Source organism: Nocardiopsis codii (genome assembly GCF_036327455.1).
Lineage (GTDB): Bacteria > Actinomycetota > Actinomycetes > Streptosporangiales > Streptosporangiaceae > Nocardiopsis > Nocardiopsis codii.
Map to the genome: position 1 here is coordinate 128,230 of NZ_JAUZMY010000014.1, position 26,684 is coordinate 154,913.

Genomic DNA, 26,684 nt, shown 5'->3' on the forward strand with positions numbered 1-26,684 from the left:
GCGCGCCCGCACGCGTTCGTGCTCTCCTGGGCCGTCAGCCGGTCCTGTCCGAGTCCGGGGCAGGGTGTTCCCGGCCGCCGTCCGCGCCGCCCGGCACGGTGGCCGCCGCGCTCTCCTCGGGCTCCGCCTCACGCCCCGGCGTGGGCAGGCTGAAGCGCGTGATGAGGACGTAGAAGATCGCGAAGTACGCCGCGAAGTACACCAACCCGAGCAACAGGATCAGTCCCAGCCCCTCGGTGTTGTCCTTGGACGCGTTCAACAGCATGTCGATGAGCCCCGCGGAGAACCCGAACCCCAGCTGGGTGTCCAGCGCGTTCAGGATCGCCATCGAGAGGCCCGTGAGGACGATGTGCACCACGAACAGGGCGGGCGCGACGAAGATGAAGGCGAACTCGACGGGTTCGGTGATCCCCGTGGCGAACGCGGTCAGCGCCGCCGGGATCATGATCGACCCGATCTGGGCGCGGCGCTCCCTGTGCGCGGCCAGCCACATGGCCAGCGCCGCTCCGGGGAGGCCGAACATGAGCACGGGGAAGAACCCGGACAGCAGGCCCCCGGCGTCGGGGTCCCCGGCGAAGTACCGCGTGATCTCGCCCTGCACGATCCCGTCGGGGCCCTCGTAGGTGCCCGACACGAACCAGATGAACGAGTTCACCACGTGGTGCAGGCCGAGGGGGAGCAGGATGCGGTTGACGACGCCGTAGATGCCGGCGCCCAGGGCGCCCGCCCCGACGATGCTCTCGCCGAGGTTCTGGATCCACCCGCCGACGACCGGCCAGAGCAGGCCCAGCGCCACGCCCAGGAACAGGGCGGCCAGCGCCGTGACGATCGGTACGAAGCGGCGGCCGCCGAAGAAGCCCAGCCAGGTCGGCAGCTGGATCCGGTGGTAGCGCTGCCACAGCACGGCCGCGATCAGGCCGATGGCGATGCCGCCCAGCACGTCGGTGGGGTTCTTGACCGCGTGGTTGATCATCTCGCCGACCCCGGCGACCGAGTCCGGGTCGGTCAGCGGTTCCCGTGTCACCGGATCGACGGGCAGCGGGTACGTGACCAGCCGTGAGCCCAGATCACCGGTGGCTCCGTCGAAGGTGACCATCGTCCACGTGGCGACCCGGTCGAACACCAGGTAGCCGACCACGGCCGCCAGGGCCGTCGAACCGTCCGCGCGCTTGGCGAAGCCGATCGCGACGCCCACGGCGAAGAGGAGGGGCAGGGCCTGGAACACCGCGTCGCCCGCGGTGCCGATGGCGCCGGCGACGGGGACCATCCACCCCATGCCCCGGAGCCCGGCCAGGCCGTCGGCGCCGAGCAGGTCGGGCTGGCCCAGGCGGAGGAGGATGGCGGCGGCGGGCAGCACCGCGATGGGCATCATCAGGCTGCGGCCGAGCCGCTGGAAGACGGCGAGTGCCGTCGAACCGGTCTTGCGGGGTCGCACGCCGCCCGGCGGGGCGGTCGGCACGGGGGTCTGGTCCGAACTCATGGTGGGGGGTCCTCCCTCGGACGCGCGCCTCTGCGGCGCGGGGCGTCAGTCGCCGTGCCGCCGCGGGTCCAGGCGGGAGTGCAGCTGGTAGCGGTCGGCACGGTAGGTGGACAGCGCCAGTTCCACGCACTGTCCCTTCGTGAAGCTGCGGCGCTGCATCACCAGCACCGGGCTTCCAGCAGGCAGGCCAAGGAGCCGGGAGTCGGCCGAGTCGCAGATCCCGGCCTCGATGGTCTGTTCCCCGGAATCCAACAGGATGTCGAACTCGTTTTCCAGCACTTCGTACAGGGAGCGCTCGGCGAGGTCGAAGTCCTCCAGGCCCGGAACCATGGCGGCGGGGATGTTGGAGCGCTCCACCGCCATGGGTTCGTCGTCGGCGGTGCGCATGCGCTCGATGTGGTGCACCAGGGTGCCCGGTGCGATGTCGAGCATGCGCGCGGTGTGGCCGCTCGCCGGGATGACCTGGCGGATCAGCTCGCGGGCGCCCGGCTCGAAGCCCCGCGCGCGCATGTCCTCGCTGAAGGAGGCGAGCACCAGGGACATCTCGATCTTGGGCCGGGCGATGAAGGTCCCCTTGCCGGGGACCCGGTAGAGCCGCCCCTCGGCCACCAGCAGGTCGATGGTCTGCCGGACGGTCATCCGCGACAGCGAGTACGTCGCGCTGAGCTCCCGTTCGGAGGGGATCATGTCGTCCACGCCCAGACCCGCCGCGGTGATCCAGTCCAGGAGGAGGTCGCGCAGTTGGCTGTACTTCGGCAGCGGGTTGCTGGGGTCGATCGACATGGCGAGCGGCCTTCTCGGTAGGCGGGTGGAGTTGGCGTCAGAACCTTAGCGCGGGCGGCCCGCCCGCGGAGCGGACTTCGGGCCACGATGGACTTGACTGGTATAGTCCGGACTAGACCATAGCTCCATCCGCGTGTCAATCCACCCGATGACAGGCGGTGTGAACCGGTATCGCGGCAGGCCGAGGCCCCACCCGGTGCGGAGCGTCCAGCGCGGCCCCCGGCGCAAGACCCGGACCGCCCGTCACATCAGGGGAAGGTTCCGCATGACCACCACCACGACGAGCAGGATGCGCTCCGAGATCGCCGAGCAGCCGGAGGCGCTGCGCCGGACCTTCGCGGAGCTGCTGCCGCTGCGCTCCGAGATCGAGGCGCTGGGCCGCACCACCAAGCACGTCCTCTTCATCGCGCGCGGCTCCTCCGACAACGCCGCCGTCTACGGCAGCTACCTCCTCCAGGCGCACGCGGGACGCCTCGCGACCCTCGGCTCGCCCTCCATCGCCACCACCTACGGCGCCAGGATCGACCTGTCCGACGTACTGGCCGTCGCGATCTCCCAGTCCGGGAAGACCGAGGAGATCGTCGAGACGATGCGCTGGGCCGCCGACTGCGGCGCGCGCACCGTCGGAGTCACCAACGGGGCGGACTCCCCTCTCGCGGCCGAGGCCGACGTCGCCCTGGTCACCCGGGCGGGGAGCGAGGTCGCGGTACCCGCCACCAAGACCTACAACACCCAGCTGGCCGCCCTCGCGGTCCTCGCCCTGGGGCTGGGCGCCGACCTGGACTCCGCTGACCTGTCGCGCGTGCCCGACGCCATCGAGGAGACCCTCGCGGCGCCCACGGACGCCCTGGAGGAGATCGTCGAGCGGATGGTCGCCGTGCAGGGAGCGGTCATCTCCGGCCGGGGCATGGCCTTCTCCACGGCCCTGGAGGCCGCGCTGAAGCTCAAGGAGGCCTGCTACCTCCACGCTATGGGCCTCTCCTACGCCGACCTCCTGCACGGCCCCATCGCCGTCGTGGACCCGCGGACCCCCGCGCTGCTGATCGCAGCCCCCACCGGCCCGACCCTCCAGGGCACCGTCGCCCTCGCCGAGCGCGTCCGCTCCGCGGGGGCGCCCGTCTTCAGCTTCGGCGGCGGTGACGCCCTCGCCGCCGCCAGCGACCTGTCCGTGCCCGCCCCGGACGTCCCCGAGTGGGTGTCCCCGATGAACCTCATCGTGCCCGCGCAGCTGCTCACCGAGCGCCTCGCCCGGCGCCTGGGCTACAACCCCGACGTTCCGCGCGGTCTCAACAAGGTCACCCAGACCGGCTGACCGCCCCGCGGGGGGACGGCGCCGGGACCCCGGCGCCGTCCCAACACCCCGTCCCCCGAAGGCACTGGTGTGTGGCGTGCGCCACCCCTAAGCTCACCTCAGGTCCCGGGGACATCCCCGTTCCCACGGCAGAGCACGGAGGACACATGGCGGACAAGGCAGCGGCGATCGTCGCCGGGCTGGGCGGTGCGGGCAACATCGAGGACATCGAGGCCTGCATCACCCGGTTGCGCACCGAGGTGACCGACCCCTCCCTCGTGAACGAGATCGCCCTGCGGGCGTCCGGCGCCCACGGGGTCCTGATCTCGGGCAGCGTCGTCCAGGTGGTGGTCGGCCCCGAAGCCGACTCCCTCACCGACGACATCCGCGACATCCTGGATTAACTCTCCCCGTGAGGGAAGGGAAACCCCATGTCAGACGTGATCGGTGCGCTGCGCGTACTCTCCCCCGTGCCCGGAACCGCACTTCCCCTCTCCACGGTGCCCGATCCGGTGTTCTCCCAGGCCATGGTCGGTCCGGGGGTCGCCATCCACCCCGAACCCGGGCAGGAGGGCGGACAGGAGGGCCGGCAGGAGGCCGTCGCCCCCATCGCCGGGACCCTCGTGAAACTGCACCCCCACGCGTTCGTCGTGCTGGCGGCCGACCAGCGCAGGGGCGTGCTCGTCCACCTGGGCATCGACACGGTCCAGCTCGCGGGGGAGGGGTTCACGCTCCTCGCCGCCGAGGGCGACACGGTCGAGGCCGGCACACCGGTCGTCCGCTGGTCGCCGGGGAGCGTCGCGGCCCACGGCAGACCCTCGGTGGTCCCGGTGATCGCCCTGGACGCGCAGCCCGGCGCCCTCGGCGACATCGCGGACGGCGGGGTCGACCTGGGGGACCCCCTCTTCACGTGGGAATGAGCACCCGGCGTGCGGGCGGACGCGCCCGCGCGCCGGACTCTCCCGGACACGCCCGGTGGAGTCCCGTCCCCGCAGCCCCCGGAAGGGGGTAGTCTCCGGCGGCGAACCCCCATGATCCGCCGGAGATGAAACCCGCCATGAAACTGCCCGTTCCGCACGCCCTGGCCCCGGCCTGCGTGGGTCTAGCCCTGATCGCCACCGCATGTTCCACAGAGGAGGTGGGTTCCTCGCCGGAGGACAACGAACCCCAGCCGTCGGCCGGCGCCGAGCCCTTCGAGCCCGTGCTCGCGCCGCAGCTGCTCGCCGAGATGGGCCTGGACGAGAAGATCGGGCAGCTCCTCGTCCTGACCGCGCAGGGCACCTCGGCCGCCGACAACGCCCTCATGATCGAGACCTACCGCCCCGGCGGCATCATCTACTTCGACGCGAACCTCACCGACACCGAGCAGATCGCGACCATGTCGGCCGGGGTGCAGGAGATCGCCGCGGAGCAGGGCCAGGGCGTGCCGCTGTTCGTCGGCATCGACCAGGAGCAGGGCCTCGTCGTCCGGCTGCCCGTCGGCACCCGCTTCCCCGACGCCATGGCGGTCGGCGCCACCCGCGACCCCGAACTGGCCGCCCTGCGCGCGTCCACCACCGCCGCCGAACTGGCCGCCCTGGGCGTCAACCTCAACTACGCGCCCGACGCCGACGTCAACACCGACCCGAACAACCCGGTCATCGGCATCCGCTCGTTCGGCTCCGACCCCGACCTGGTCTCGGAGATGGCCGTCACCGAGGCGACCGCCTACTCCGAGAACGGCGTGGCCTCGGCGGTCAAGCACTTCCCCGGCCACGGCGACACCGACGTCGACAGCCACAGCGGCCTGCCCGTCATCGACCTGCCGCGCGACCAGTGGGAGGCCGAGCACCTGCCCCCGTTCCGTGCCGCCGTCGAGGCGGACGTGGACATGATCATGACCGCGCACGTGCTGATGCCCCAGCTGGACGGCGGGGACGACCCGGAGCCGGCCACGCTCTCCCCGGCGCTCATCGACGGCATCCTCCGCGACGAGCTGGGCTACGACGGAGTGGTCACCACCGACGCCCTCAACATGGAGGGCGTGCGCCAGAGGCACGACGACGGCGAGATCGCCGTCCGCGTCCTGGAGGCGGGCGTGGACCAGCTGCTCATGCCGCCCGACCCCGCCACCGCCGTCGCCGCGATCAGGACCGCCGTCGAGGAGGGCCGGCTGACCGAGGAGCGCATCGACGAGTCCGTGCTGCGCGTTCTCACGCTCAAGGAGAAGCGGGGCGTGCTGGAGGCCGCCCCCGTCGACCCGTCGGCCGCGGGCGCCGTCGTGGACGACCCCGCCCACGTCGAGGCCGCCCAGCGCGTGGCCGACGCCTCCGCGACCCTGGTGCGCAACGAGGGCGACCTGCTGCCCCTCGCCGAGGGGACCGCCGTGAGCGTGCAGGGCGTCGGCTCCGACGCTCTCTCCACCGCGCTCACCGGGGCGGGACTGGACGTCGTGACCGGCGGCGCGGACGTCGCGGTCGTCGGCACCAACGGCGCGCGCGGCTCCGAGGAGCAGCGCGGCCTGGTCGAGTCCGCCCGCGCCCAGGGCCTCCCCGTCGTCGTGGTCTCCCAGGGCGGCCCCTACGACCTGGAGGCCTTCCCGGAGGTGGAGGGCTTCCTGGCCGTCTACTCCGCGGTGGACGTGTCGGTGAACGCCGCCGCCCGCGTGATCGGGGGCCAGGTCAAGCCGACCGGCACCCTGCCCGTGGACATCCCGGGGGCCGGCGTCGAGGCCGGAACCGGACTTACCCTCTGAAACCAACCCGGGTCCACGCGGCCCGGGTACGGCGGTGGTTGAAACGGGCGGGGAACGGGAAGAACCGTTCCCCGCCCGGTCCTTCGGGCGCTCGAGAGGCCGGACCGGGTCCTGGTACACGGACGGCCGAGGAGGCGATCGGATGGACAGCCGCACCAACGGCACCCGACGAGGGGTCATCTCCGACTGGGGCGGTGTGCTCACCCCGCCGCTGGTCGAGGGGATCCAGGCCTGGCTCCGCGCCGACCGGATCGACATCGAGCACTACTACGAGGTCATGCGCCCCTACTTCGACGGCAGCCTCGCGGACGCCAACCCCGTGCACGCCCTGGAGCGGGGCGAGGTCGACACCCGGGAGTTCGAGCGCGTCATCGCGGCGCTGCTCCGGTCCACCCACGGCGGACCGGTCGTCGCGGAGGGCCTCATCCACCGCATGTTCTCCAACTTCGACCCCGTGCACGCCATGTACGAGACGCTCCGCGGGGCCCGGGACGGCGGGGCCGGAACCGCCCTCCTGTCCAACTCCTGGGGAAACGGCTACCCGCGCGAGCACTTCGAGTCGACCTTCGACGCGGTGGTGATCTCGGGCGAGGTGGGTATGCGCAAACCCGAGCACCGCATCTACCTGCACACCTGTGACCTCCTGGGGCTCCGGCCCGAGGACTGCGTGTTCATCGACGACCTCGAGCACAACGTCCGCACCGCGGAGGAACTCGGCATGACCGGCATCCTGCACACCGACGTGGCCGCCACGCAGCGGGCGCTGGACCGGTTCCTGGCCCCGGAGGGCGGCGGTACGCCCCCGGAGGCCGACCGTCGGGGCCGGGCGGTGGCCTGACCGGCGCGCTCCCGCGGGGGCCCGGCGCGGCCGCCTCCGGTTCCTTGGCAGACTCAAGGGGTTCCGCCCCACGTTCCGGAGAGCAGCCGCGCCATGTACGTCTTCCTGCCCAGCACCATCCCCGCACTCGCCGCCCTCCTGGAGGAGGGACGCCTGGAGGGCGCCCCCCTGACCGCGTTCGCGGCCGACCCCGGCCCGGACGGCGACGCCGAGGAGGCCGAGTACGAGGCCATGTACGCGGCGGCCGAGGAGTCCCTGGCCCTGCTCGCAGCCGACACCGGCGCGCCCCGCCGCCGGGTGGTGCTCGCCGCGGACATGCCCGACGCGGTGGTCGAGCGCGAGAGGGGCGCGACCGGTGGGGTGGTCCGTGTGAGGGTCACCGCCGCGGTCCCCTACAAGAAGCTGGCCTCGGCCCACGTGGACGACGCGGCGGCGGAGGCCGACGTCGCGGCCGCCGCGGCGGACCCCGGATCCGGGGCCGCGGACGACCACGAGCTCATGTGGTTCGCCGTCCAGGAGCTGCGCCACCTCGTCGGGGGCGATGCCTGACGGGAGCCGCGCCGGGGGAGAGGGAGCGCGGGACAAAAAGCTAGCCATGGCTATAGTAGCCATGTACTGTATTTTCATGAGTGCGACTCCGACCCCGGGCCACCTGGTCTGGCGGCTCTCCATCAAGTGGCGTGTCGCCGTGGACCAGGCCCTGGCGCCCCTGGGACTGACCCACGCCCAGTACGTCCTGCTGTCCTCGCTGTACGGGATGGAACGCGCCGGGGAGCGGCCCAGCCAGCGGGAGCTGGCCGACCACACCGGCCTGGAGGCGCTGTACACCTCCAAACTGGCGCGCGCCCTGGAGTCCGCGGGGCTCGTCCGCCGGGACCGGGACCCCGAGGACACGCGCGCCGTCAGGCTCTCCCTCACCGAGGCGGGCGACGCGGCGGTGCGTCCGGCCATGCGGACCGTCCGGAACCTCCTCGACCGGCTCATGGCGCCACTGGGAGGACTGGGCGACCCGCGCGCCGAGGCGCTCTCCCGCGACCTCGCGGTCCTCCTGGACACACCCCTCGACCCCCCGAACTGAAACGGACCCCCATGCCCGAGACCCGCGTGCTCGACTCGACCGTCCACCACGAGGAGTCGGGGGAGGGGACCGCCTTCGTGTTCCTGCACGGCAACCCGGCCTCCTCCCGCATGTGGCGCGACATCATGCCCCGCGTCGGGGCCGGACGCCTCCTGGCCCCCGACCTCATCGGCATGGGGCGCTCGGGCAAGCCGGACATCGACTACTCGTTCGACGACCACGCCCGCTACCTCGACGCCTGGTTCGACGCCCTGCGGCTGGACCGCGTGGTCCTCATCGGCCACGACTGGGGCGGTGCGCTCGCCTTCGACCTGGCCGCCCGGCACCCGGGCCGGGTGCTCGGAGTCGCCTTCTTCGAGGCCGTGGTGAAGCCGATGGCCTGGGAGGACCTGTCGCCGCAGGCGCGCGAGAGGTCCTTGCTGATCCGCACACCGGGCGCGGGGGAGCGGATGGTGCTCGAACAGGACCTGTTCGTGCGCCAGGCCTACACGGGCGGCGTTCTCACCCCCGTCACGGACGAGGAGATGCAGGCCCGCCTGGCGCCGTTCCCGACCCCCGAGAGCCGACGGCCGGTCCTGGCCTGGGCGCGCCAGATGCCGCTGGGGGGCGAGCCGGGGGAACTGGTCGCCCGCGTCGAGGCCTACGACGCCTGGCTCGCGGAGAGCGAGGAGGTCCCCAAGCTGCTCATGACCTTCGAGGGGTCGCCGACCCTGCTCATCGACGACGCGATGGCACGGTGGTGCGCGCGCAACATCGCCGCGCTGGAGACCGTCCCGTGCGGCGAGGCCGGCCACCACGCCGCCGAGGACCGCCCGCGGGAGATCGCCGCCGCCGTCTCCGCCTGGGCGGACGCCCACCGTCTGCGCTGAGCCCGCAGGGCCGGTTCCGACCACCGGCCCGGGTTTCGGTCGGGCCTCCCGCTCTGGCACCCTGGCCGGGAGCGGAAGCGGTTTTCGCCCGTAAACGCCCATACGGCAAAATGGGCTCGTCCCTCCATCCCCGCACGCCGAGGAGTCAGCCATCAGCCGCCTGGTGCTATGGAACATCGACCTCACCCTCCTCGACGCGGGCCAGGTGATGAGGGCGGCCTACGCCGAGGCCTTCGAGAAGGTCACGGGCGAGCCGCTGGTCTACCTGACCTCGTCGGCGGGCCGGACCGACTCGGAGATGTTCTTCGAGTTCTGCGCCCGCAACTACGTCGAGGTCGAACCCGACACCCCGGTCCTGGGGGAGTTCCTCGCCGCGCTGGAGGAGTCGTTCGCCGACCGCGCCGACGAGCTCCTCGCCCGGGGCCGCGTCATGCCGGGCGCGGCGGCCTCCCTCGCCGCCGTCGCCTCCCTCCCCGACACGGTCCAGACCGTCGTCAGCGGCAGCACCCGCGTGAACGCCACGGCCAAGCTGGTCGCGTTCGGGCTGGACCCCTACCTGAACCTGGCCATCGGCGGGTACGGGTCTGTCAACTATCCCAAGTCCAGCCTCATCCAGTCCATCCGGCTGCACGCCGCGGGCGACGGCGGCCGGGCCTACACCGAGACGGAGACCGTGTTCGTCACCGACTCGGCCCCGGACGTCCGCGCCGCGCTCATCGGCGGGGCCACCCCCGTCACCGTGCTCAACGGGTCGACCACGGAGGGGCAGCTGCGCGCCGCCGGGGCCCGTATCGTGCTGCCCGACCTGACCGACCCGCGCGCCGTGATGTCGGCGGTCCACCAGGCAACGGCTTCATAACGACATGTCCGTTCCCGTCGGGGGAAGGTGAGGCCCGTGTACATCGGCACGGTCCGCCGCAATCCAGTTCTAACAGTACGTAACTACCGTGTAACGGTGTCGGTCCTGTCCTCGTGCCCGAAAAGCAGTAGCCTGGGCAGCGGACGAGGGCGGAACAACGAGGTCCCGCGCCTTGCTTCTCTACTGCCTGTGCGCACAGGCCCAATCCCAGCACCGTGGTCGTGGGGTTCCTTGCGGTCCGAGGTCCTCACGCCGAATCACATAGCTTGCACAGAAGTTCACAGGTCATATGACCGGGTGTTCTCCCAGCGCTCGTGCGACGTTGCTCACAAAGGAGTGAGATAGCCACATGACCGGGCAATCCGACGTCATCCTCCAGAAGCTGCTCAGCGAGGCGGCCACCAGGTGGTCCCCGGGGACGCGACTCAGCCCCGAACAGGCCGACGCGGTGCGGCGCTTCCTCCCCCTCTACTACCGCCACACGGACCCCGAGGAGATCGCCGGGCGCACCCCGGACCAGATCTGCGGCCCGGCCGAGGCCCACCGCGCCTTCGGCGCCGACCGCACCCCGGGACGGGCCAAGGTCCGCGTGTACACCCCCGCCGCCGACCGCGACGGGTGGGAGCAGCAGACCAGCGTCGTCGAGATCGTGACCGACAACGCCCCCTTCCTCGTCTCGTCCGTGACCCTGGCGCTCAACGAGCTCGGAGCCGGCGCCCGGCTGATCATCCACCCGCAGATGACCGTCGGCCGCGACCTCTCCGGGCACCTGATGCGGGTGGACCCCGAGATCGGAGGGGAGGGCCTCCTCCCCACCGACGAGTCCTGGATGCACATCGAGATCGACCGGCAGTCCGACCCCGAGCGGGTCAAGGAGATCACCGACCGCGTGGAGAGCGTCCTCAACGACGTCCGCTACGTGGACGAGGACGCCGCCAAGATGAGCAACCGGGCCATCCGGATCGCCGACGAGCTCGCCGCCTACCCCGACCGCCTCGCGGCCGGCGGCGTCGACCCGCGCGAGATCGGCGAGAGCGTCGACTTCCTGCGCTGGACGGCCAGCCGCCACTTCACCTTCATGGGCTACCGCGAGTACAGCCTGGTCACCGACGAGAACGGCGACGACTCCCTGCGGCCCGAGCCCGGTTCCGGCCTCGGCATCCTGCGCATGGACTCGCCCGCCTCCACCAGCTTCGCCGCGCTGCCCCCCGAGATCCGGGGCAAGGCGCGCGAGCCCTACATCCTGGTCCTGACCAAGGCCAACTCCCGCGCCACCGTCCATCGCCCCAAGTACCTGGACTACATCGGCGTCAAGAAGTTCGACGCCCAGGGCAACATCGTCGGCGAGCGCCGGTTCCTGGGGCTGTTCACCTCCCAGGCCAACACCACCAGCATCGCCCAGATCCCCATCCTGCGGCGCAAACAGGCCGAGGTGCTGGCCCTGGCCGGGTTCGAGGCGGACAGCTACGACGGCACGGACCTCATCGAGCTCCTGGAGACCTTCCCCCGGGAGGAGCTCCTCCAGATCCCCGTCAACGAGGTGTACAACATCGTCCGCGGCGTCCTGCGCCTGCGCGACCGCCGGGGCACCAAGCTGTTCATGCGCCGCGACCCGTACGGCGGCCGCTACATGTCCTGCTTCGTGTACATGCCGCGCGACCAGTACAGCACCAGGGTGCGCCTCGACATCCAGGAGGTCCTCGCCGACGCCTTCCAGGGCGCGACGATGGACCACAACGTGATGATCGGCGCCGCCCCGCTCGCCCGCCTGTACCTCGTGGCGCGCGCGCAGCACGGCCAGACCCTCGCCGACATCGACCAGGTCTCCCTCGAGGAGAAGGTCCGCACGGCGGCCCGGTCCTGGGACGCCGACTTCGACGACGCCCTCACCGGGGCCTTCGGCCCCGTCCGCGCCACCGCGTACAAGGAGCGCTACGGCAGCGGGATCACCGAGGCCTACAAGGTCGACAACAGCCCCACCGCCGCCGCCGAGGACATCGGCGTGCTGGAGGCGCTGCTCGGCCGAACCGACCCCGACGAGCGGCACAGCGCGTTCTCGGCCAGCCTCTACCGGAGGGACGACGCGAGCCCCGGGGCCTGGCGGTTCCGGCTCTACCGGATCGGCGAGCCCATCTCGCTGTCACGCGTGCTGCCCGTCCTGGAGGACCTCGGCGTCGAGGTCGTGGACGAGTGGCCCTCCGACATCACCGTCGAGGGCGTCGGCAAGGTGTGGATCTACGACTTCGGCCTCGGCCCCATCCCCGACTCCGACCTCGCCCCCGACCGCCTCAAGGCGCTGTTCGAGGAGGCCTTCGACGCCTCCTGGCGCGTCCTCGGGGAGTCCGACCGGTTCAACGCCCTGGTCGTGCGGGCGGGACTGGACTGGCGCCAGCTCACCGTGCTGCGCGCCTACGCCAAGTACCTGCGCCAGACCGGGTCCACGTTCACCCCCGACTACCTGGCCGACGTCCTCGTCGCCAACGTCGGCATCGCCAACCTGCTGGTCGAGCTGTTCGAGACCCGCTTCGACCCCGACCAGCCGGACGGGGGCCGCGACGACCGCGCCGACGTGATCGTCCGCAAGGTCGAGAGCGAGCTGGAGGCCGTGGCCAGCCTGGACCACGACCGTATCCTGCGCTCGTTCCTGGCGGTCATCCGCGCCACCCTGCGCACCAACCACTACCAGGGCCACCCCTACCTGGTGCTCAAGCTCAACCCGCAGGAGATCCCGGAGCTGCCCCACCCGCGGCCCCGGTTCGAGATGTTCGTGTACTCCCCGCGCGTGGAGGGCGTGCACCTGCGCTTCGGCTCGGTGGCGCGCGGCGGACTGCGCTGGTCGGACCGCTTCGAGGACTTCCGAACCGAGGTCCTCGGCCTGGTCAAGGCCCAGATGGTGAAGAACTCCGTGATCGTCCCCAGCGGCGCCAAGGGCGGTTTCGTCTGCAAGCGCCTGCCCGAGGGAGGCACGCGCGAACAGGTCATGGCCGAGGTCGTCGCCTGCTACAAGGACTTCATCAGCGGCCTGCTCGACGTCACCGACAACCTCGTCGACGGCCGGGTGGTCCACCCCGAGCGCACCGTCCTCCACGACGGGGACGACTCCTACCTGGTGGTGGCCGCCGACAAGGGCACCGCGACCTTCTCCGACACGGCCAACGCCATCTCCACCGGGCGCGGCTTCTGGCTCGGCGACGCCTTCGCCTCGGGAGGCTCGGTCGGCTACGACCACAAGGCCATGGGCATCACCGCGCGCGGCGCCTGGGAGTCGGTCAAGTACCACTTCCGCGAGATGGGCGTGAACGTGCAGGAGGAGCCGTTCACCGCCGTCGGCGTCGGCGACATGTCGGGCGACGTGTTCGGCAACGGCATGCTCCTCAGCCGGCAGACCAAGCTGGTGGCCGCGTTCGACCACCGCCACGTCTTCCTCGACCCGAACCCCGACCCGCACACCTCCTGGGCGGAGCGCAGCCGGATGTTCGGGCTGCCCCGCAGCACCTGGGAGGACTACGACCCCGCCCTGATCTCCGAGGGCGGAGGCGTGCACCCGCGCACCGCCAAGTCCGTCCCGCTCACCCCGCAGGTGCGTGAGGTCCTGGGGATCGAGGGTGACGCCACCGCGCTCACCCCGGACGAGCTGATCCGGCACATCCTCACCTCGCCGGTCGACCTGCTCTGGAACGGCGGGATCGGCACCTACGTCAAGGCCTCCGGCCAGACGCACGCCGACGCGGGGGACAAGGCCAACGACCAGGTCCGCGTCGACGCCACCGAGCTGCGCGTCAAGGTGGTCGGCGAGGGCGGCAACCTGGGCCTGACCCAGCCCGCCCGCATCGAGTTCGCCCGGGGGGGAGGCCGGGTCAACACCGACTTCATCGACAACTCCGCCGGTGTGGACACCTCCGACCACGAGGTCAACATCAAGATCATGCTCGACCGCGAGGTGCGGGCGGGCAGCCTCGGCAAGGACGACCGCGACCAGCTCTTCATCGACATGACCGACGAGGTCGCCGACCTGGTCCTGGACAACAACTACGCCCAGAACACGGTCCTGGGCGCGGCGCGCAAGCAGGACCAGCAGATGCTCCACGTCCACGGCCGGTACATGCGGCACCTGGAGCGGACGAAGGTCCTCAAGCGCAAGCAGGAGGACCTGCCGTCGGACAAGACGATCGCGGAGCGGCGCGCCGCGGGCAAGGGCCTGACCGGTCCGGAGTTCGCGACGCTGCTGTCGTACACCAAGATCAGCCTCAAGGACCAGGTCGGCCTCTCCGACCTGGCCGAGGACCCCTACCTGGCCGACACCCTGACCGGCTACTTCCCCACGCCGCTGCGCTCCGAGCGCTTCGCCGAGGGCGTGGCCTCGCACCCGCTGCGGCGGGAGATCATCGTCAACCAGGTCGTCAACCAGCTCGTGAACCGCTCCGGGGTGACGTTCGCGTTCCGCCTCAACGAGGAGCTGGGCTCCGGTCCCGCGGACATCGCCCGCGCGTTCCTGGTGGTCCAGGAGGTCCTGCAGCTGCGCAGGTTCTGGGGCGTGATCGAGGAGCTGGACCACAAGATCTCGGTGGACAGCCAGCTCTCCCTCCTGCTGGAGACGCGCAAGCTGGCCGAGCGCTCCGCCCGGTGGCTGCTGCGCAACCGCACCTTCCCGTTCGACATCCGCAGCGAGATCGGCTTCTTCGCGGACGGCGTCGGCGAGGTGCTGCCGCGCCTGGCCGAGATGCTCCGCGGACGCGACCGCGAGGCGTTCACCGAGCGCCGTGACCGCTACACGTCGATGGGGGTGCCCTCCGACCTCGCCGAGAGGGTCGCCGCACTGGTGCCCGCCTACTCCACCCTGGACCTGGTGGAGATCGCACACCGCACCGGGCGCCCGGTCGCCAAGGTGGCCGAGCTGTACTTCGAGCTGGCGGACCGGCTCAACATCAGCTGGTGGCGCGAGCGCATCATCGACCTGCCGCGCGACGACCGCTGGGGCACGATGGCGCGGTCCGCTCTGCGCGACGACCTGTACGCCGCGCACGCCGACCTCACCAACCGGGTGCTGGAGAGCGGGGAGTCCGAGGACACCGCCGAGCTGATCGCCGCCTGGTTCGGGCAGAACCGCGAGTCGGTGGAACGCGCCGGGATCACCCTGTCGGAGATCCAGGAGCACGAGCGGTTCGACCTGGCCACGCTGTCGGTGGCCCTGCGGTCCTTCCGGTCCCTGGTCGACTGACCGTGCCCGTCGGGGCTCCGCGCGCCGCCGCGCGGAGCCCCGCCGCGTTCCGGGGTCCTACACTGGGGACCGTGGCAGACATGGACCCAGCAGAGAAGATCAAAGAACTCGCGGCGACGCTGGCGAGCGTCTCCGCAGTGTTGGACCTGGAGGCGATGGGCACCCAGATCGCCGAGTTGCGCGAGCAGTCCGCGGACCCCGAGCTGTGGGCCGACCAGGACAACGCGCAGAAGGTGACGCGCCGACTCTCCAGCCTGGAGTCCACGGTCAACAAGCTCAGCGGCATCAGCCAGCGGCTCGACGACCTCGGTGTGCTCTTCGAGCTGGCCGAGGTCGAGGACGACGCGGACACCAGGGACGAGGCCGACCGCGAGCTCGAACAGCTGCGCAAGGAGATCGGCGAGCTGGAGGTGCGGACCCTGCTCAACGGCCCGCACGACGAGAGCGAGGCCATCGTCACCATCAACTCCCAGGCGGGAGGGGTCGACGCCGCCGACTGGGCGCAGATGCTGCAGCGCATGTACCTGCGCTGGGCCGAGCGGCACGGCTACCCGACGGAGGTCTACGAGACCTCCTACGCGGAGGAGGCGGGCATCAAGTCCACGTCCTTCGCGGTCAAGTCGGCCTTCGCCTACGGCACCCTGCGCGGCGAGCACGGCACGCACCGCCTGGTGCGCATCTCGCCGTTCGACAACCAGAACCGGCGCCAGACGTCCTTCGCGGGCGTCGACGTCGTGCCGATGGTCGAGAAGAGCGACCACATCGAGATCGACGAGAAGACCGAGCTGCGGATCGACGTGTACCGCTCCAGCGGTCCGGGCGGACAGGGCGTCAACACCACCGACTCGGCGGTGCGCATCACCCACCTGCCGACCGGGATCGTGGTGTCCTGCCAGAACGAGCGCTCGCAGCTGCAGAACAAGGCGACCGCGATGTCGATGCTCCAGTCCAAGCTCCTCGCCCGCAAGCGGGAGGAGGAGCAGGCGGCGCTGGACGAGATCCGCGGCGACTCGGTGAGCAGCTGGGGAACCCAGATGCGCAACTACGTGCTGCAGCCGTACCAGAGCGTCAAGGACGTGCGGACCGGCAAGGAGACCGGCAACACGTCAGCGGTCCTCGACGGTGAGATCGACGACTTCATCGACGCCGAGATCCGGTGGATGCGCAGTCGCGAACGCCAGGACGGCTAGGGCGTGTTCTGTGGATGCTTTCGGTTGACTCGGCGCTTGCGCCGATCGACGCGAGCGGTTTCCGGGCCATCTCTCGCAAGACGGGTAGCGCGGGTCAGCCCGGGTTTGGCTGTCCGAGCGCAGTCGGCGCGGCGAGAGGCAGTCTGGGGGACGTGAGCCCGGAATGATCCGCGGAACGCGGCCTGGGGGAGTCCCCGGCACCGGGACCGTGTCCCCGCCTGCGGGCGGAGACACGCCCGGTCGCCGAACGAATACTGCGGGTGAGTCGCGTGGGGTGCTCGGGGTCCTCGTAGCCCAATGGTGATGAGTACGACTCCGCAGTTTTACCGAAGTTGCTATATGTGAACGTTATCATCGGTTGACACCTCCGATATGCTCATGGCTGTTGTCCGATAGTGCACTGATGTTGCGGGTGAGACGCGCCCTGGACAATCCGGGCCGCTCCCCCCTCTACACTGTCGGTTGGCCATGTGGCCGGTACGATCCCGAGCGGAGTTCCTCCGCCAGGTCGCCCATACCTTCGAGAGCCTTGTGATGCGCCTGTGATCCACTTCGAGAACGTCACCAAGCAGTACCCGACCCAGAAGCGCCCCGCGCTCGACGGTGTTTCCATCGACGTGGACAAGGGCGAGTTCGTCTTCCTGGTGGGCCCGTCCGGCTCCGGAAAGTCGACCTTTCTCCGCTTGGTGCTCAAGGAGGAGAAGCCCGACAAGGGACGCGTCCACGTCGCCGGCAAGGACCTCGCGCGGCTTTCCAACTGGAAGGTCCCGCACCTGCGTCGCCGCATCGGATGCGTGTTCCAGGACTTCCGCCTCCTGCCGAACAAGAACGTCTTCGAGAACGTCGCCTTCGCCCTGGAGGTCATCGGCAAGCCCCGGCGGTTCATCCGCAAGGTCGTCCCCGAGGTCGTCGAACTCGTCGGCCTGGAGGGCAAGGCCGGGCGGATGCCCAACGAACTCTCCGGTGGTGAGCAGCAGCGCGTCGCCATCGCCCGCGCCTTCGTCAACCGCCCGCAGATCCTGCTGGCCGACGAGCCCACCGGAAACATCGACCCCGCGACGTCCATCGGCATCATGAAGGTGCTGGACCGAATCAACCGCACGGGCACCACCGTCGTCATGGCGACACACGACGCCGCCATCGTCGACTCGATGCGCAAGCGCGTGATCGAGCTTGAAGAGGGCCTGGTAGTGCGCGACCAGACGCGCGGCGTCTACGGCCAGGCGTACTGACCTCCTTGCCGCGAGGACCGGCGCGGCAAAGCCCCGAAGGATGGACCTTTAACAGATCATGCGAGCACAATTCGTTCTCTCCGAGACGTGGATCGGCCTTCGTCGAAACCTGACGATGACCATCGCCGTCATCACGACGGTGGCCATCTCCCTCAGCCTTTTCGGTGCCGGTCTGCTGGTCAACCAGCAGGTTTCCGAGATGCGCACCTACTGGGACGAGCGGATCACGCTGACCGTCTACATGTGCACCGACATCTCGCCGACCACCGTCTGCGAGGAGAACGGCGCGGCGACGGAGGAGGACCGCGCTGAACTGGCCTCCAACCTGGACGGCATGAGCGAGGTCGAGGGGTACGAGTACCTGACCCCGGCGCAGGCCTGGCAGGACTTCCAGGACCGGCTCGGCGCCTCCAACGAGGCCCTCGCCGGTGCCGCCCAGGAGGGCGACATCCCGGACAACTACCGGGTGCAGCTCACCGACCCGTCGCACTACGACACGGTGCGCGACGCGGTCCAGGGGTCCCCGGGCGTCGACAGCGTCTCCAACGACAAGGGCCTGCTGGAGCAGTTCTTCGGTCTGCTGGACGTCCTCAAGTGGGCCGCCCTGGTGGTCGCCCTCGTGCAGCTGGCCGCGGCCGCGCTGCTGATCGGCAACACGATCAGGCTGTCCGCCTACAGCCGCCGTCGGGAGACCGGCATCATGCGGCTGGTCGGCGCGTCCAACTTCTACATCCAGCTGCCGTTCCTCCTCGAAGGCGCGATCGCCGGTTTCGCCGGCGGTCTGATCGCCTCCGGGTTCATCGTGGCCACCAGGTACACGCTGCTCACCCGGATCGAGGAGTGGTTCCAGTTCGACGTCGCCCTCGGCACGGGCGCGCTGATGTACGTCATCGGTGTGTCGATGATCCTCGGTGTGCTCCTGTGCGCCGTGACCTCGTTCCTCACCCTGCGCCGCTACCTGAAGGTCTGACGCGGCCGCCAGGGGGCGGAAAGACCACAACCGGGGGGCCTCGTGCCCCCCGGACGTATGAAGGGACAGACCTGTGGCACGGGAAACCGGGCACAAGCTCATCGCGCAGAACAAGCGAGCCCGGCACGACTACCACATCGACGAGACCTACGAGGCGGGTCTCGTCCTCACCGGCACCGAGGTCAAGTCGCTCAGGCAGGGCAGGGCCTCCCTCGTCGACGGGTTCGCCCACATCAACGACGGCGAGGTGTGGCTGGAGGGCGTGCACATCCCGGAGTACTCGCAGGGCACCTGGACCAACCACGCGGCTCGCCGATCGCGTAAGCTACTCCTGCACCGCGAGCAGATCTCCCGACTCATCGGGAAGACCCGGGAGCCCGGTCACACGCTGGTACCGCTTTCCCTGTACTTCAGCGACGGCCGGGCCAAGGTCGAGATCGCTCTGGCCCGCGGTAAGCGTGAGTACGACAAACGCCACGACATCGCCGAGCGTGAGGCGAAGCGGGACATGGAACGCGCGCTCCGCCGCCGTAATCGATGAGGCGCCCGAAAGGAACACACACGGTGTCCCCCCGTCCCCTTGGCCGGTTCACGGCCGTCGGCAGCGCACTGATCCTCGCCGCCACCCTGGCCGCATGCACACCGAACCCCAGTCCGGAGGTGGCGGTCAGGTCCTTCCTGCTCGCCTGGCAGGACGGGGACCACGAGGGGGCCGCGGCGTACACCGACGGCGACCCCGAAGCGGTGGCGGGTGCGCTCACGGACATGCGCGAACAGCTCGACCTGGCGTCCCTGCGCTTCGGCCTGGGACACATCACCCGTGACGGCGACGCCGCCGACGCCGAGTTCGAGGTGCACGCGGACCTCGGCATCGGCGACCCGACCTGGAACTACACCGGCCGCATGCCCCTGGTGTGGGGCCCGGACGGCTGGAAGATCAGCTGGTCGTCGAGCGTCCTGCACCCCGACCTCAGCGAGAACGAGCGCCTGGCGGTCAGCTACGAGAGCCAGGAACGCGGACAGATCCTCGACCGCGAGGGGGAGCCGCTGGTCTCCGCCGACAGCGTGACCGCGTTCGGCGTGCTCCCCGCGGACATGGAGGACAAGGAGGCCGGGGTCACCCAGCTCGCCGAACTCCTCGAGGAGGACCCCGACCCCCTCCTCAACCGGGTGCGCTCCGCCCCGCCCGAGCAGTTCCAGCCGCTCGTGCTGATGCGCGGCTCCAGCGTGGACGCCACCCTCCTGAGAGAGGCCGGGAGGATCGCCGGGGTCGACACGCAGGAGGTCGAGATCAACCTGACGCCGTCGATGGCGCCGTTCCTCCTGGGCGAGGTCGCCGGCACGTCCGAGCACCGGGTGTCCTCCCGTGTGCCGGGCCCCTACCAGGCGGGCGACACCATCGGCCTGAGCGGCCTCCAGAACATCTTCCAGCACGAGCTGGCCGGCTCGGGCACCACCCAGGTCGTCTCCCTGGACGACAGCGGTGAGGTCACCGACGTCCTCGACTCGTGGGCGGGGGAGCTCAGCGGCGTCATCGACACCACCCTCGACGCGGGCGTGCAGAGCGCCGCCGAGGCGGGGCTGGCGACCCTGCCCGGGAACGGCTACATGGTGGCGGTGGACGCCGCCAGCGGCGAGGTCCTGGCCGCGGCCAACGCCTCGGGCAACACCACCGACGACGCGGCCCTCACCGGCTCCTACGAGCCCGGCGGCGCCTTCACCATGGTGTCGGCCCTCGCGGCGCTGGACTCCGGCGCCACCACGCCCGACGGCGCCGTGCCCTGCGGCTTCTCCGCCGAGGTCGGCGGCCGGACCTACGTCAACCCCAGCAGCGGGTTCCTGGCCGGCGAGCCGGACCTGGCCCGCAACCTGGCCTTCATCTGCAACGTCGGGTTCGTGGGACTCGGTTCCCAGGTGGGTGCCGACGCCCTGGCCGAGACCTCCCAGAAGCTGGGCATCGGCGCAGAGTGGCAGCTGCCCCTCCCCGCGTCCTCCGGCGCCGTCTCCATCGGCGACGCCGAGGAGGACGTCGCCTCGGCCATGATCGGCGAGCACGGGGTCAGGGTGAGCCCGCTGGCCATGGCGCTCGCGGCGGGCGCCGTCGCGGACGGCACCTGGCACGCACCCACCCTGGTCCGGCAGGAGGGGCCGGCCCCCGCGGGGGACGGGCCGCTGGACGAGGCCCACCTGGAGGTGGTGCGCACGGGGATGCGCGACGCCGTCTCCAACCGGATGCCCGAGCTGCTCGGCCACGGGGGAGAGGTGTACGGGCAGGCCGCCCGCACGGAGCAGGACGGCACCGCGCTGCACTGGTTCGTGGGCTACCGGGACGGGATCGCCTTCGCGGTCCTGGCCGAGGTGGAGCCGAGCCAGACCCTGTGGTCGCAGTACGCGGTGGACGCCACGAACGCCTTCCTCGCCTCGATGGCCTCCGGCGGTACCCCCGAGGGGGAGGCGCCGACGAACGAGGCCGACCTCACCGGCAGCGAGGAGGAGGTCGCCTGGTAGCGGTCGGAGGAGCCGAGGCTCCCACCGGCCGCGGCCTGTCGGCCCGTGTCGGGTACGGCCTCCCGGGCAACCACCCGGGGGGCCGTTCGCGTCTTCCCCGGTGACTGGGACCGCGTCAGGGGGCAGCGGACCAGCGCGGGGGCAGGACCTCATCTCGGGGGAGATCCTGCGGGTTCCCACAAGGTCGGCCCGACCCTGCCGACCGGCCCCCGTGAGCCGCGTCGACCGCTTCTCGCGTCCGCGCTCACGGGGGTTTCTCCCCGTCCGGGAGGATTCCCGCCCCCGGGCGGGAATCAGCTTGGCCCCCGTGTGGTTCTACGGGTAGAGTGGCGCACGCGCGGGCGTTCGCCGCCCGACTGTCGGCCGACCGTCTGACGGACGGCTTTGACAATTTCACAGGGGGTGATCGGTTTCGACTTCGGTAGTCGTTCCAGGGGAAGCGGGTCGAGGGTTGCGTTTGTGACCTCGTTAATCCTGCATTCGCATAAACACAAGTGCCAATTCTAAGCGCACTGAGTTCGCTCTCGCTGCCTAAGCGATAGCGTCTCTGTCGACCTGAGCATGTCATCGGCCCAGGACTCGGCATCAACAAGATGACTCACCGCTCGGATCAGGCCACGGGGCCCGAGTGGGACACTTTCGTGGCTGGGCCTGTCAGCGATGTGTCTGTGCAAGCGCTGAGGCCGAGTAGAACGACAGCGCAGACTGCACCCGGAGAAGCCCTGGCTCGGTGCTGAAGGACGCGGGTTCGATTCCCGCCACCTCCACTCGTCGACGAGACGACCCCGTGTGACGGCCCAGGCCGCCGCGCGGGGTCGTCTCGCCGTCTCGGGCCCCGGTCCCGCCGCTGTCGGCGGGGCCGGGGCCTTTCGCGTGCCCGGGATCATTCGATCGGTTCTCGCGGAATGGCCGGGCGGCGGCGTGCATGCGCGAGGGAATCGCCCGCCGACGTTCGGTGACTCCGGAAAAGGCATTCTGTCGGCAGTCGCCCGGAACCCCTTCGGTGGAGGGAGTGGCCGTCCGTTTCCGGGACAGAGGGCGCGGGCGCACCGGTGTGGAGGCGGATGTCCTGGGGGGCGACCCTCCGTGTGCGGGTGCGTGCGCCGTCCCGCGCGGGATCCCCCATCGTCGACTGAGCTACATAGGTTGCATTCCTGACTAGGTAGCTCTACTGTCTAGGTAGACAAGCTGAGCCACCGCAGGTGGAGGCGGGGAGCCCGTCGGCCCGACGGGGCCGGTGCGGGAGGCGCCCGCCGGAGGAGAGGACACGCATGGACCGCCGCGCGAGCTGGCTGAAGGGGGTGCTCGACCTCCTGGTCCTCGCCAACCTGACCGGGGGCGAGAGCTACGGCTACGAGATCTCCAGGCGGTTGGACGAGTGCGGGTTCGGCAAGATCCGCGGCGGCACGCTCTACCCGGTGCTCAACCGGCTGGAGGAGGCCGGGCTGGTGGCCGCGGAGTACCGCGCCGCGGAGAAGGGGCCCGGACGCCGCTACTACGTACTGACCGATGACGGACGCGCCTTCCTCAGGGAACAGGGCGCGGCGTGGATGGAGTTCGACGCCTCGGTGCGTTCGGCACTCGCGGACGGAGAGACCAGATGAGCGACTACTTCGGCGACCTCGCCACCAGGTTGCGCGAGCAGGGCGTGGACAGCCGGCGCTCCCGGGCGCTGCTGGACGACCTGGCGGCCCACACGGCCGAGAGCGGCGCGGACCCCGAGGAGGAGTTCGGCACGGCGGAGGAGTTCGCCGCCGCGCTGACCCGCCTCCCCGGCGAGGGGGAGGCCCCGGGCGCCGATCCCGCACCGGAGGAGGAGAGCCTGGTGTGGACCGCCGACGCCTTCGAGGGGCCCGCCAGACTCGCGGAGATGGGCGCTCAGGGCTGGGAGGTGGAGCGGGTGGACCGGCTCGGCCGCTTCGTCAGCCGGCGGTCCGCGGATCGGCCCCAGACCTGGGAGTACCGCCAGGAGATCAGCGCCGGGCGCGCGGACCGCGAACTCCTCGCCGAGCGGCTGGCCCCCGGGGGCTGGGAGCCCTGCGGGCGCTGGTCCGTCCTCGCCTACTTCAAGCGCCCCGGTTCCGTCACCGCCGGTCCCGCCGCGGAACTGGAGGCCCCGCCGGAGCCCGGGCGGCGCCGCTACTTCTTCGGGTGGAAGGGGGTGCTCGCCATCGGCGTCTCGCTCGTGATCGCCCTCGTCGCGGGCGGATGGTCGATCCTGAACCTGGTGTCCGGCGCGGTCGACGCCGACGGCGCCGCCGACCTGGCCGGGTACCTCTCCGGTGCCGTGGTGGGGGCGCTCGTCGTCCTCCTCCCGATCTGGGGCGCCGTACGCCTGATGGCCGCGCGGCGGGACCGCTCCGGCGGATGACGCCCTCCCGGGGCCTCCCCGGGGAACGGCATCCGGGGGCTCGGCCCGGCTCCCTTCCACCCGTGCGGCGGAGGAAGTAGCCTCGGGGTCCGCCTGTCCGTGACCCAGCGGGCACGCGGAGCGCCTTCGACACGAGAGTTCTGCTGATGCCGAACAAGACAGCCGCATCCCTCAACGCGAACCGTTCGTCCCTGGTCCACAAGGTCCGCTACGCGTTGCGCAACCCCGGGAAGGTGGTGCCCTACGTGCGCCGCTCCGCCCGGGACTGGAAGCTGCGGATGACCCACCGCGACCACGTGGACTACTACCGGGCGGTGATGGCCTCCGATGCCGCCAGGGACCCCAGGGCGGCCGTGGGCAGCCAGAGCGAGGAGCGCTGGCTGGCGCTGGGCCGGATGCAGTTCGACTACCTGGTCGAGCACGGACTCGAGCCCGGGCACCGGATGCTGGACATCGGCTGCGGCAACCTGCGGGCCGGGTGGAGGCTGATCGACTACCTGGACGAGGGCGGCTACTACGGGATCGACATCTCCCCGGACATCCTCATCGCCGCCAAGGGCGTCCTCGCGGAGCGGGGGCTCCAGTCCAAGCTGCCGCACCTGACGATCACGCGGGACCTGACGTTCTCGTTCCTGCCGGAGGGCCGCTTCGACGTGGTGCACGCGCACAGCGTGTTCTCGCACTCCCCGATCGAGGTGATCGACGAGGCCCTCGCGAACGTGGGGCGGATCCTGGCCCCGGGCGGGTTCTTCGACTTCACGTTCGACCGCACGGAGGGCGAGGAGCACCAGGTGCTGCGGGAGGACTTCTACTACCGCACCGGGACGCTGGTCGCCCTGGCGGAGAAGCACGGTCTCGACGCGCGCTTCATGGACGACTGGGAGGAACGGCCGCACGGCCAGTCCAAGATCCGCGTCACCGTCCGCGCCCCGGACAACGGCGCGGACTGACGCCCCCGGCCGTCACCGGGGCCGCGCACGCAGCCGCGGCCCCGGTGACGGCCGGGCCGGCGGGGCACAGAGGGGCACGGAGGGGCCGGGCGGTTCACTCGCGCGTCCCGGGCCGTGCGGCGCCCGTGGGCGGATTGACGTGGGCGGGCGCCGGTGGCGGTACCCCGTGGGCGCTCCGACGCGGCGGGGTCGGCAGTGAGTGAATCTACACTGTAAAGGCGGAGGCGGACGCGCGCCTCCCCCCGAGCCGGTGCGGAGCGCTGCGTCCCCGGGACGGGGCAGGCGGACGGCCCTGAACACGGACGGGGGCGGTGCCGTACGGCACCGCCCCCGTCCCGCGCGGAGGTCCTGGCGTCACTCCTCGGTCGCCCCCACCAGCCAGGCCACCTTGTGGGCCGTGACTCCGAGGCTCCCGCTGCTGCCGAGGTGGACCCCGAACGAGGCGATGAACGCGTAGTCGTGTTCCCGGCGCTCACAGATCACGTCCTCGACAGCGCACGCGGACGCCGGGTTGCTCACCCGAAGGTAGGGCGAGCCGCCGTCGACCAGGTCCGCACTGACGGCGTAACGGGACAGTTCGCCGGCGAGTTTGCCGAGGTGTCCGTGTTCCTCAGAGGGCGTCTGGGTCGGCTGCTCGTCCTCCGTCTGTCTCGACTGGGCCATGGCGCAGTTCCTTTCGTGTCGAGCGTGGGTGCTCTCCTCGCTGCCCTGACGCCATTGTTACCCAGGGTTATATTGCCGTTTCGTACCCGGGTTACGACACGCCGTTACGCCACCCAGGCGCCCCGGTACATCACGTCGGCCACCGTGAGGTCGCGGCCCAGCACCACGAGGTCGGCGTGGCCCCCGACCTCGATCCGCCCCGCTCCGGCCAGGCCCAGCGCCGCCGCGGGAACCGACGACGCGGACCGCACCGCCTCGGGCACGCCGACGCCCAGGCCCTCGACCGTGTTGCGCACCGCCTGGGGCAGCACGATCGTGCTGGAGGCGATCGCCCCGTTCTCCACCAGTCGCGCCTCCCCGCCGCTCACCCGCACCCGCAGGTCGCCCAGCGTGTACTCCCCGTCCCCCAGCCCGGTCGCCGACATCGCGTCCGTCACCAGGGACACCCGGTCCGCGCCCGCGGACGAGAACACCAGCGCCGCCGCACCGGGGTGGACGTGCACGTTGTCCATGATCAGCTCGACCGTCACCCGGGCGTCGTTCAGCGCTGCCGCGATCGGGCCCGGGTCCCGGTGGTTGAGCGGCCGCATCGCGTTGTACACGTGGGTGGCCACCGTCGCCCCCGCGTCGAACGCGGCCAGGGTCCGCTCGTAGTCGGCCTCGGTGTGGCCCACAGCAGCCACCACCCCCGAGGAGGCCGCGGCCCGGATCAGGTCCAGCGCTCCGGGAAGCTCGGGCGCGACCGTGACCATCCGTACGTGGCCCCGGCCGGCCTCCAGCCAGCGGTCGAACTCGGCGGTGTCCGGGTCGCGCAGCAGCTCCGGGTCGTGGGCCCCGCACTTCGAGCGGGCGATGAACGGGCCCTCCAGGTAGATCCCGGCGAGCTCGCCCGCGTCGCACAGCTCGGCCAGTGCCGCCACCTGGCGGAGGGTGTCGTCGGGGGTGGCCGCCACCAGGCCTCCCACCAGGGAGGTCACTCCGTGTCGGCGGTTGAAGGCGACGGTCGCGAGGGCGCCCTCCGGGTCGGCGTCGGGGAAGGCGTGTCCGGCGCCGCCGTGGATGTGGGTGTCGACCAGGCCCGGTACGACCCAGGCGCCGCCGAGGTCGCGGACCTCACCGGTCGGGGGCGCGGCGGGGGAGGGGGTGTCCGGGCCGAGCGCGGCCACGCGGCCGTTCTCGACGCGCAGCCGGCCGTCGTGGACTCCGTCGGGGGTCACGACGCGCGCGTTGGTGAGCGTGACGGGGGTGTGGGCCATGTTCGAGCTCTCTCTGCGTCTGCGGCGCCCGGTGAACGGGAGGGCGAAGGGTGTGTGGCGCAAATTACACCGGTGTGACAGTGCTGCGTGGAAGGGGGTGCGCCTCTCCCCGCCGCACCCCGTATCCCCAGCGGAGCTGGGCGATTCCGCTCTCTGGGACGACTGTCCGAGGGCTGGACGGTGCGGGTTCGGGCGGCACGGCCACGACGCGGGGAGTCGGCACGCATTGACGATAGCGGCCGACGCGCCTCATGATGGAGGCATGTCCGCCGGTGAGCTGCTTGTCCAGCGCCTGCATGTCGATCTGAGACAGCAGGCGAGCGCGCTCTGTCGTAGCTAGTGCCTTGCGGGGCCGCAGCCCCGCGCCACGGGTGTACCCCGTGACCGTGCCCTA

The 26,684-nt window shown here is 71.1% G+C and carries 22 protein-coding genes and 1 other RNA gene; 19 read left to right on the plus strand and 4 right to left on the minus strand.

Translation table 11 applies throughout. From position 1 onward, the window contains the following. Positions 1-34: 34 nt before the first annotated feature. Together Q8791_RS15870 and Q8791_RS15875 are read right to left on the minus strand one after the other, a co-directional pair. Positions 35-1,480: a PTS transporter subunit EIIC gene (locus Q8791_RS15870; RefSeq protein WP_330092480.1), complete on the minus strand. Its 1,446-nt coding sequence runs from the start codon at positions 1,478-1,480 to the stop codon at positions 35-37. Positions 1,481-1,525: 45 nt separating this feature from the next. Beyond that, positions 1,526-2,263 (minus strand): GntR family transcriptional regulator, encoded by a 738-nt coding sequence (locus Q8791_RS15875; protein ID WP_330092481.1) that lies wholly within the window; start codon positions 2,261-2,263, stop codon positions 1,526-1,528. Between the two features lie 289 nt (positions 2,264-2,552). On the opposite strand from Q8791_RS15875, the gene Q8791_RS15880 reads away from it, so the two are divergent. The 19 genes from Q8791_RS15880 (at position 2,553) to Q8791_RS15970 (ending at position 24,371) form a co-directional block, all read left to right on the plus strand. Then, on the plus strand, positions 2,553-3,575 hold the full coding sequence (locus Q8791_RS15880) for an SIS domain-containing protein (protein WP_330092524.1): 1,023 nt from the start codon (positions 2,553-2,555) through the stop codon (positions 3,573-3,575). Positions 3,576-3,688: 113 nt separating this feature from the next. Then, positions 3,689-3,958 (plus strand): glucose PTS transporter subunit EIIB, encoded by a 270-nt coding sequence (locus Q8791_RS15885; protein ID WP_330092525.1) that lies wholly within the window; start codon positions 3,689-3,691, stop codon positions 3,956-3,958. A 27-nt stretch (positions 3,959-3,985) separates the two neighbouring features. Next, the gene (locus tag Q8791_RS15890; RefSeq protein WP_330092482.1) at positions 3,986-4,474 is read left to right on the plus strand and encodes a PTS sugar transporter subunit IIA; all 489 of its coding nucleotides are present in this window, start codon (positions 3,986-3,988) and stop codon (positions 4,472-4,474) included. A gap of 137 nt (positions 4,475-4,611) precedes the next feature. Beyond that, positions 4,612-6,288 (plus strand): glycoside hydrolase family 3 protein, encoded by a 1,677-nt coding sequence (locus Q8791_RS15895; RefSeq protein ID WP_330092483.1) that lies wholly within the window; start codon positions 4,612-4,614, stop codon positions 6,286-6,288. 142 nt (positions 6,289-6,430) lie between these two features. Beyond that, positions 6,431-7,126, plus strand: coding sequence for an HAD family hydrolase (locus Q8791_RS15900; protein WP_330092484.1), 696 nt, complete (start codon positions 6,431-6,433; stop codon positions 7,124-7,126). Between the two features lie 93 nt (positions 7,127-7,219). Then, complete coding sequence (locus Q8791_RS15905; RefSeq protein ID WP_330092485.1) at positions 7,220-7,675, plus strand: DUF6912 family protein; 456 nt, start codon at positions 7,220-7,222, stop codon at positions 7,673-7,675. A gap of 76 nt (positions 7,676-7,751) precedes the next feature. Next, the gene (locus tag Q8791_RS15910; RefSeq protein ID WP_330092486.1) at positions 7,752-8,204 is read left to right on the plus strand and encodes a MarR family winged helix-turn-helix transcriptional regulator; all 453 of its coding nucleotides are present in this window, start codon (positions 7,752-7,754) and stop codon (positions 8,202-8,204) included. An 11-nt stretch (positions 8,205-8,215) separates the two neighbouring features. Further along, positions 8,216-9,073, plus strand: coding sequence for a haloalkane dehalogenase (locus tag Q8791_RS15915; protein ID WP_330092487.1), 858 nt, complete (start codon positions 8,216-8,218; stop codon positions 9,071-9,073). 163 nt (positions 9,074-9,236) lie between these two features. Further along, a complete protein-coding gene (locus tag Q8791_RS15920) occupies positions 9,237-9,932 on the plus strand; it encodes an HAD family hydrolase (RefSeq protein ID WP_330092488.1) in 696 nt (231 codons plus the stop codon). Between the two features lie 349 nt (positions 9,933-10,281). Next, positions 10,282-15,150, plus strand: a complete 4,869-nt coding sequence (locus tag Q8791_RS15925) for an NAD-glutamate dehydrogenase (protein ID WP_330092489.1) — start codon at positions 10,282-10,284, stop codon at positions 15,148-15,150. Positions 15,151-15,230: 80 nt separating this feature from the next. Next, a complete protein-coding gene (gene prfB / locus Q8791_RS15930) occupies positions 15,231-16,340 on the plus strand; it encodes a peptide chain release factor 2 (protein WP_407942006.1) in 1,110 nt (369 codons plus the stop codon). Positions 16,341-16,882: 542 nt separating this feature from the next. Next, positions 16,883-17,572 carry a cell division ATP-binding protein FtsE gene (ftsE, locus tag Q8791_RS15935; protein WP_267948329.1) on the plus strand — a complete coding sequence of 230 codons (690 nt, stop codon included), beginning with the start codon at positions 16,883-16,885 and terminating at the stop codon, positions 17,570-17,572. A 58-nt stretch (positions 17,573-17,630) separates the two neighbouring features. Beyond that, the gene (gene ftsX / locus Q8791_RS15940; protein WP_330092491.1) at positions 17,631-18,542 is read left to right on the plus strand and encodes a permease-like cell division protein FtsX; all 912 of its coding nucleotides are present in this window, start codon (positions 17,631-17,633) and stop codon (positions 18,540-18,542) included. A gap of 73 nt (positions 18,543-18,615) precedes the next feature. Beyond that, complete coding sequence (gene smpB, locus Q8791_RS15945) at positions 18,616-19,083, plus strand: SsrA-binding protein SmpB (RefSeq protein WP_330092492.1); 468 nt, start codon at positions 18,616-18,618, stop codon at positions 19,081-19,083. A gap of 23 nt (positions 19,084-19,106) precedes the next feature. After that, the gene (locus tag Q8791_RS15950) at positions 19,107-21,050 is read left to right on the plus strand and encodes a penicillin-binding transpeptidase domain-containing protein (RefSeq protein WP_330092493.1); all 1,944 of its coding nucleotides are present in this window, start codon (positions 19,107-19,109) and stop codon (positions 21,048-21,050) included. Positions 21,051-21,448: 398 nt separating this feature from the next. Beyond that, positions 21,449-21,820, plus strand: a transfer-messenger RNA (tmRNA) gene (ssrA, locus tag Q8791_RS15955). A gap of 501 nt (positions 21,821-22,321) precedes the next feature. Continuing rightward, positions 22,322-22,654 (plus strand): PadR family transcriptional regulator, encoded by a 333-nt coding sequence (locus Q8791_RS15960; RefSeq protein WP_330092494.1) that lies wholly within the window; start codon positions 22,322-22,324, stop codon positions 22,652-22,654. Beyond that, entirely contained in the window at positions 22,651-23,421 is a 771-nt protein-coding gene (locus Q8791_RS15965; RefSeq protein ID WP_330092495.1) for a DUF2812 domain-containing protein, read from the plus strand. Before Q8791_RS15960 ends, Q8791_RS15965 begins: the two co-directional genes overlap by 4 nt. Before the next feature lie 146 nt (positions 23,422-23,567). After that, the gene (locus tag Q8791_RS15970) at positions 23,568-24,371 is read left to right on the plus strand and encodes a class I SAM-dependent methyltransferase (protein WP_330092496.1); all 804 of its coding nucleotides are present in this window, start codon (positions 23,568-23,570) and stop codon (positions 24,369-24,371) included. A gap of 354 nt (positions 24,372-24,725) precedes the next feature. Here the strand turns inward: Q8791_RS15970 and Q8791_RS15975 are convergent, their stop codons facing one another. Together Q8791_RS15975 and nagA are read right to left on the minus strand one after the other, a co-directional pair. Beyond that, positions 24,726-25,034, minus strand: a complete 309-nt coding sequence (locus tag Q8791_RS15975) for a hypothetical protein (protein ID WP_330092497.1) — start codon at positions 25,032-25,034, stop codon at positions 24,726-24,728. 104 nt (positions 25,035-25,138) lie between these two features. Then, positions 25,139-26,290, minus strand: coding sequence for an N-acetylglucosamine-6-phosphate deacetylase (nagA, locus tag Q8791_RS15980; RefSeq protein WP_330092498.1), 1,152 nt, complete (start codon positions 26,288-26,290; stop codon positions 25,139-25,141). Positions 26,291-26,684 lie beyond the last annotated feature (394 nt).

Coding starts and splice junctions, on each gene's coding strand:
- Q8791_RS15960 (WP_330092494.1), top strand. CDS start 22,322: ATGGACCGCCGCGCGAGCTGGCTGAAGGGGGTGCTCGACCTCCTGGTC.
- Q8791_RS15905 (WP_330092485.1), top strand. CDS start 7,220: ATGTACGTCTTCCTGCCCAGCACCATCCCCGCACTCGCCGCCCTCCTG.
- Q8791_RS15965 (WP_330092495.1), top strand. CDS start 22,651: ATGAGCGACTACTTCGGCGACCTCGCCACCAGGTTGCGCGAGCAGGGC.
- nagA (WP_330092498.1), bottom strand. CDS start 26,290: ATGGCCCACACCCCCGTCACGCTCACCAACGCGCGCGTCGTGACCCCC.
- Q8791_RS15890 (WP_330092482.1), top strand. CDS start 3,986: ATGTCAGACGTGATCGGTGCGCTGCGCGTACTCTCCCCCGTGCCCGGA.
- Q8791_RS15870 (WP_330092480.1), bottom strand. CDS start 1,480: ATGAGTTCGGACCAGACCCCCGTGCCGACCGCCCCGCCGGGCGGCGTG.
- Q8791_RS15975 (WP_330092497.1), bottom strand. CDS start 25,034: ATGGCCCAGTCGAGACAGACGGAGGACGAGCAGCCGACCCAGACGCCC.
- prfB (WP_407942006.1), top strand. CDS start 15,231: ATGGACCCAGCAGAGAAGATCAAAGAACTCGCGGCGACGCTGGCGAGC.
- ftsX (WP_330092491.1), top strand. CDS start 17,631: ATGCGAGCACAATTCGTTCTCTCCGAGACGTGGATCGGCCTTCGTCGA.
- Q8791_RS15875 (WP_330092481.1), bottom strand. CDS start 2,263: ATGTCGATCGACCCCAGCAACCCGCTGCCGAAGTACAGCCAACTGCGC.
- Q8791_RS15910 (WP_330092486.1), top strand. CDS start 7,752: ATGAGTGCGACTCCGACCCCGGGCCACCTGGTCTGGCGGCTCTCCATC.
- Q8791_RS15925 (WP_330092489.1), top strand. CDS start 10,282: ATGACCGGGCAATCCGACGTCATCCTCCAGAAGCTGCTCAGCGAGGCG.
- Q8791_RS15915 (WP_330092487.1), top strand. CDS start 8,216: ATGCCCGAGACCCGCGTGCTCGACTCGACCGTCCACCACGAGGAGTCG.
- Q8791_RS15895 (WP_330092483.1), top strand. CDS start 4,612: ATGAAACTGCCCGTTCCGCACGCCCTGGCCCCGGCCTGCGTGGGTCTA.
- Q8791_RS15880 (WP_330092524.1), top strand. CDS start 2,553: ATGCGCTCCGAGATCGCCGAGCAGCCGGAGGCGCTGCGCCGGACCTTC.
- Q8791_RS15900 (WP_330092484.1), top strand. CDS start 6,431: ATGGACAGCCGCACCAACGGCACCCGACGAGGGGTCATCTCCGACTGG.
- Q8791_RS15970 (WP_330092496.1), top strand. CDS start 23,568: ATGCCGAACAAGACAGCCGCATCCCTCAACGCGAACCGTTCGTCCCTG.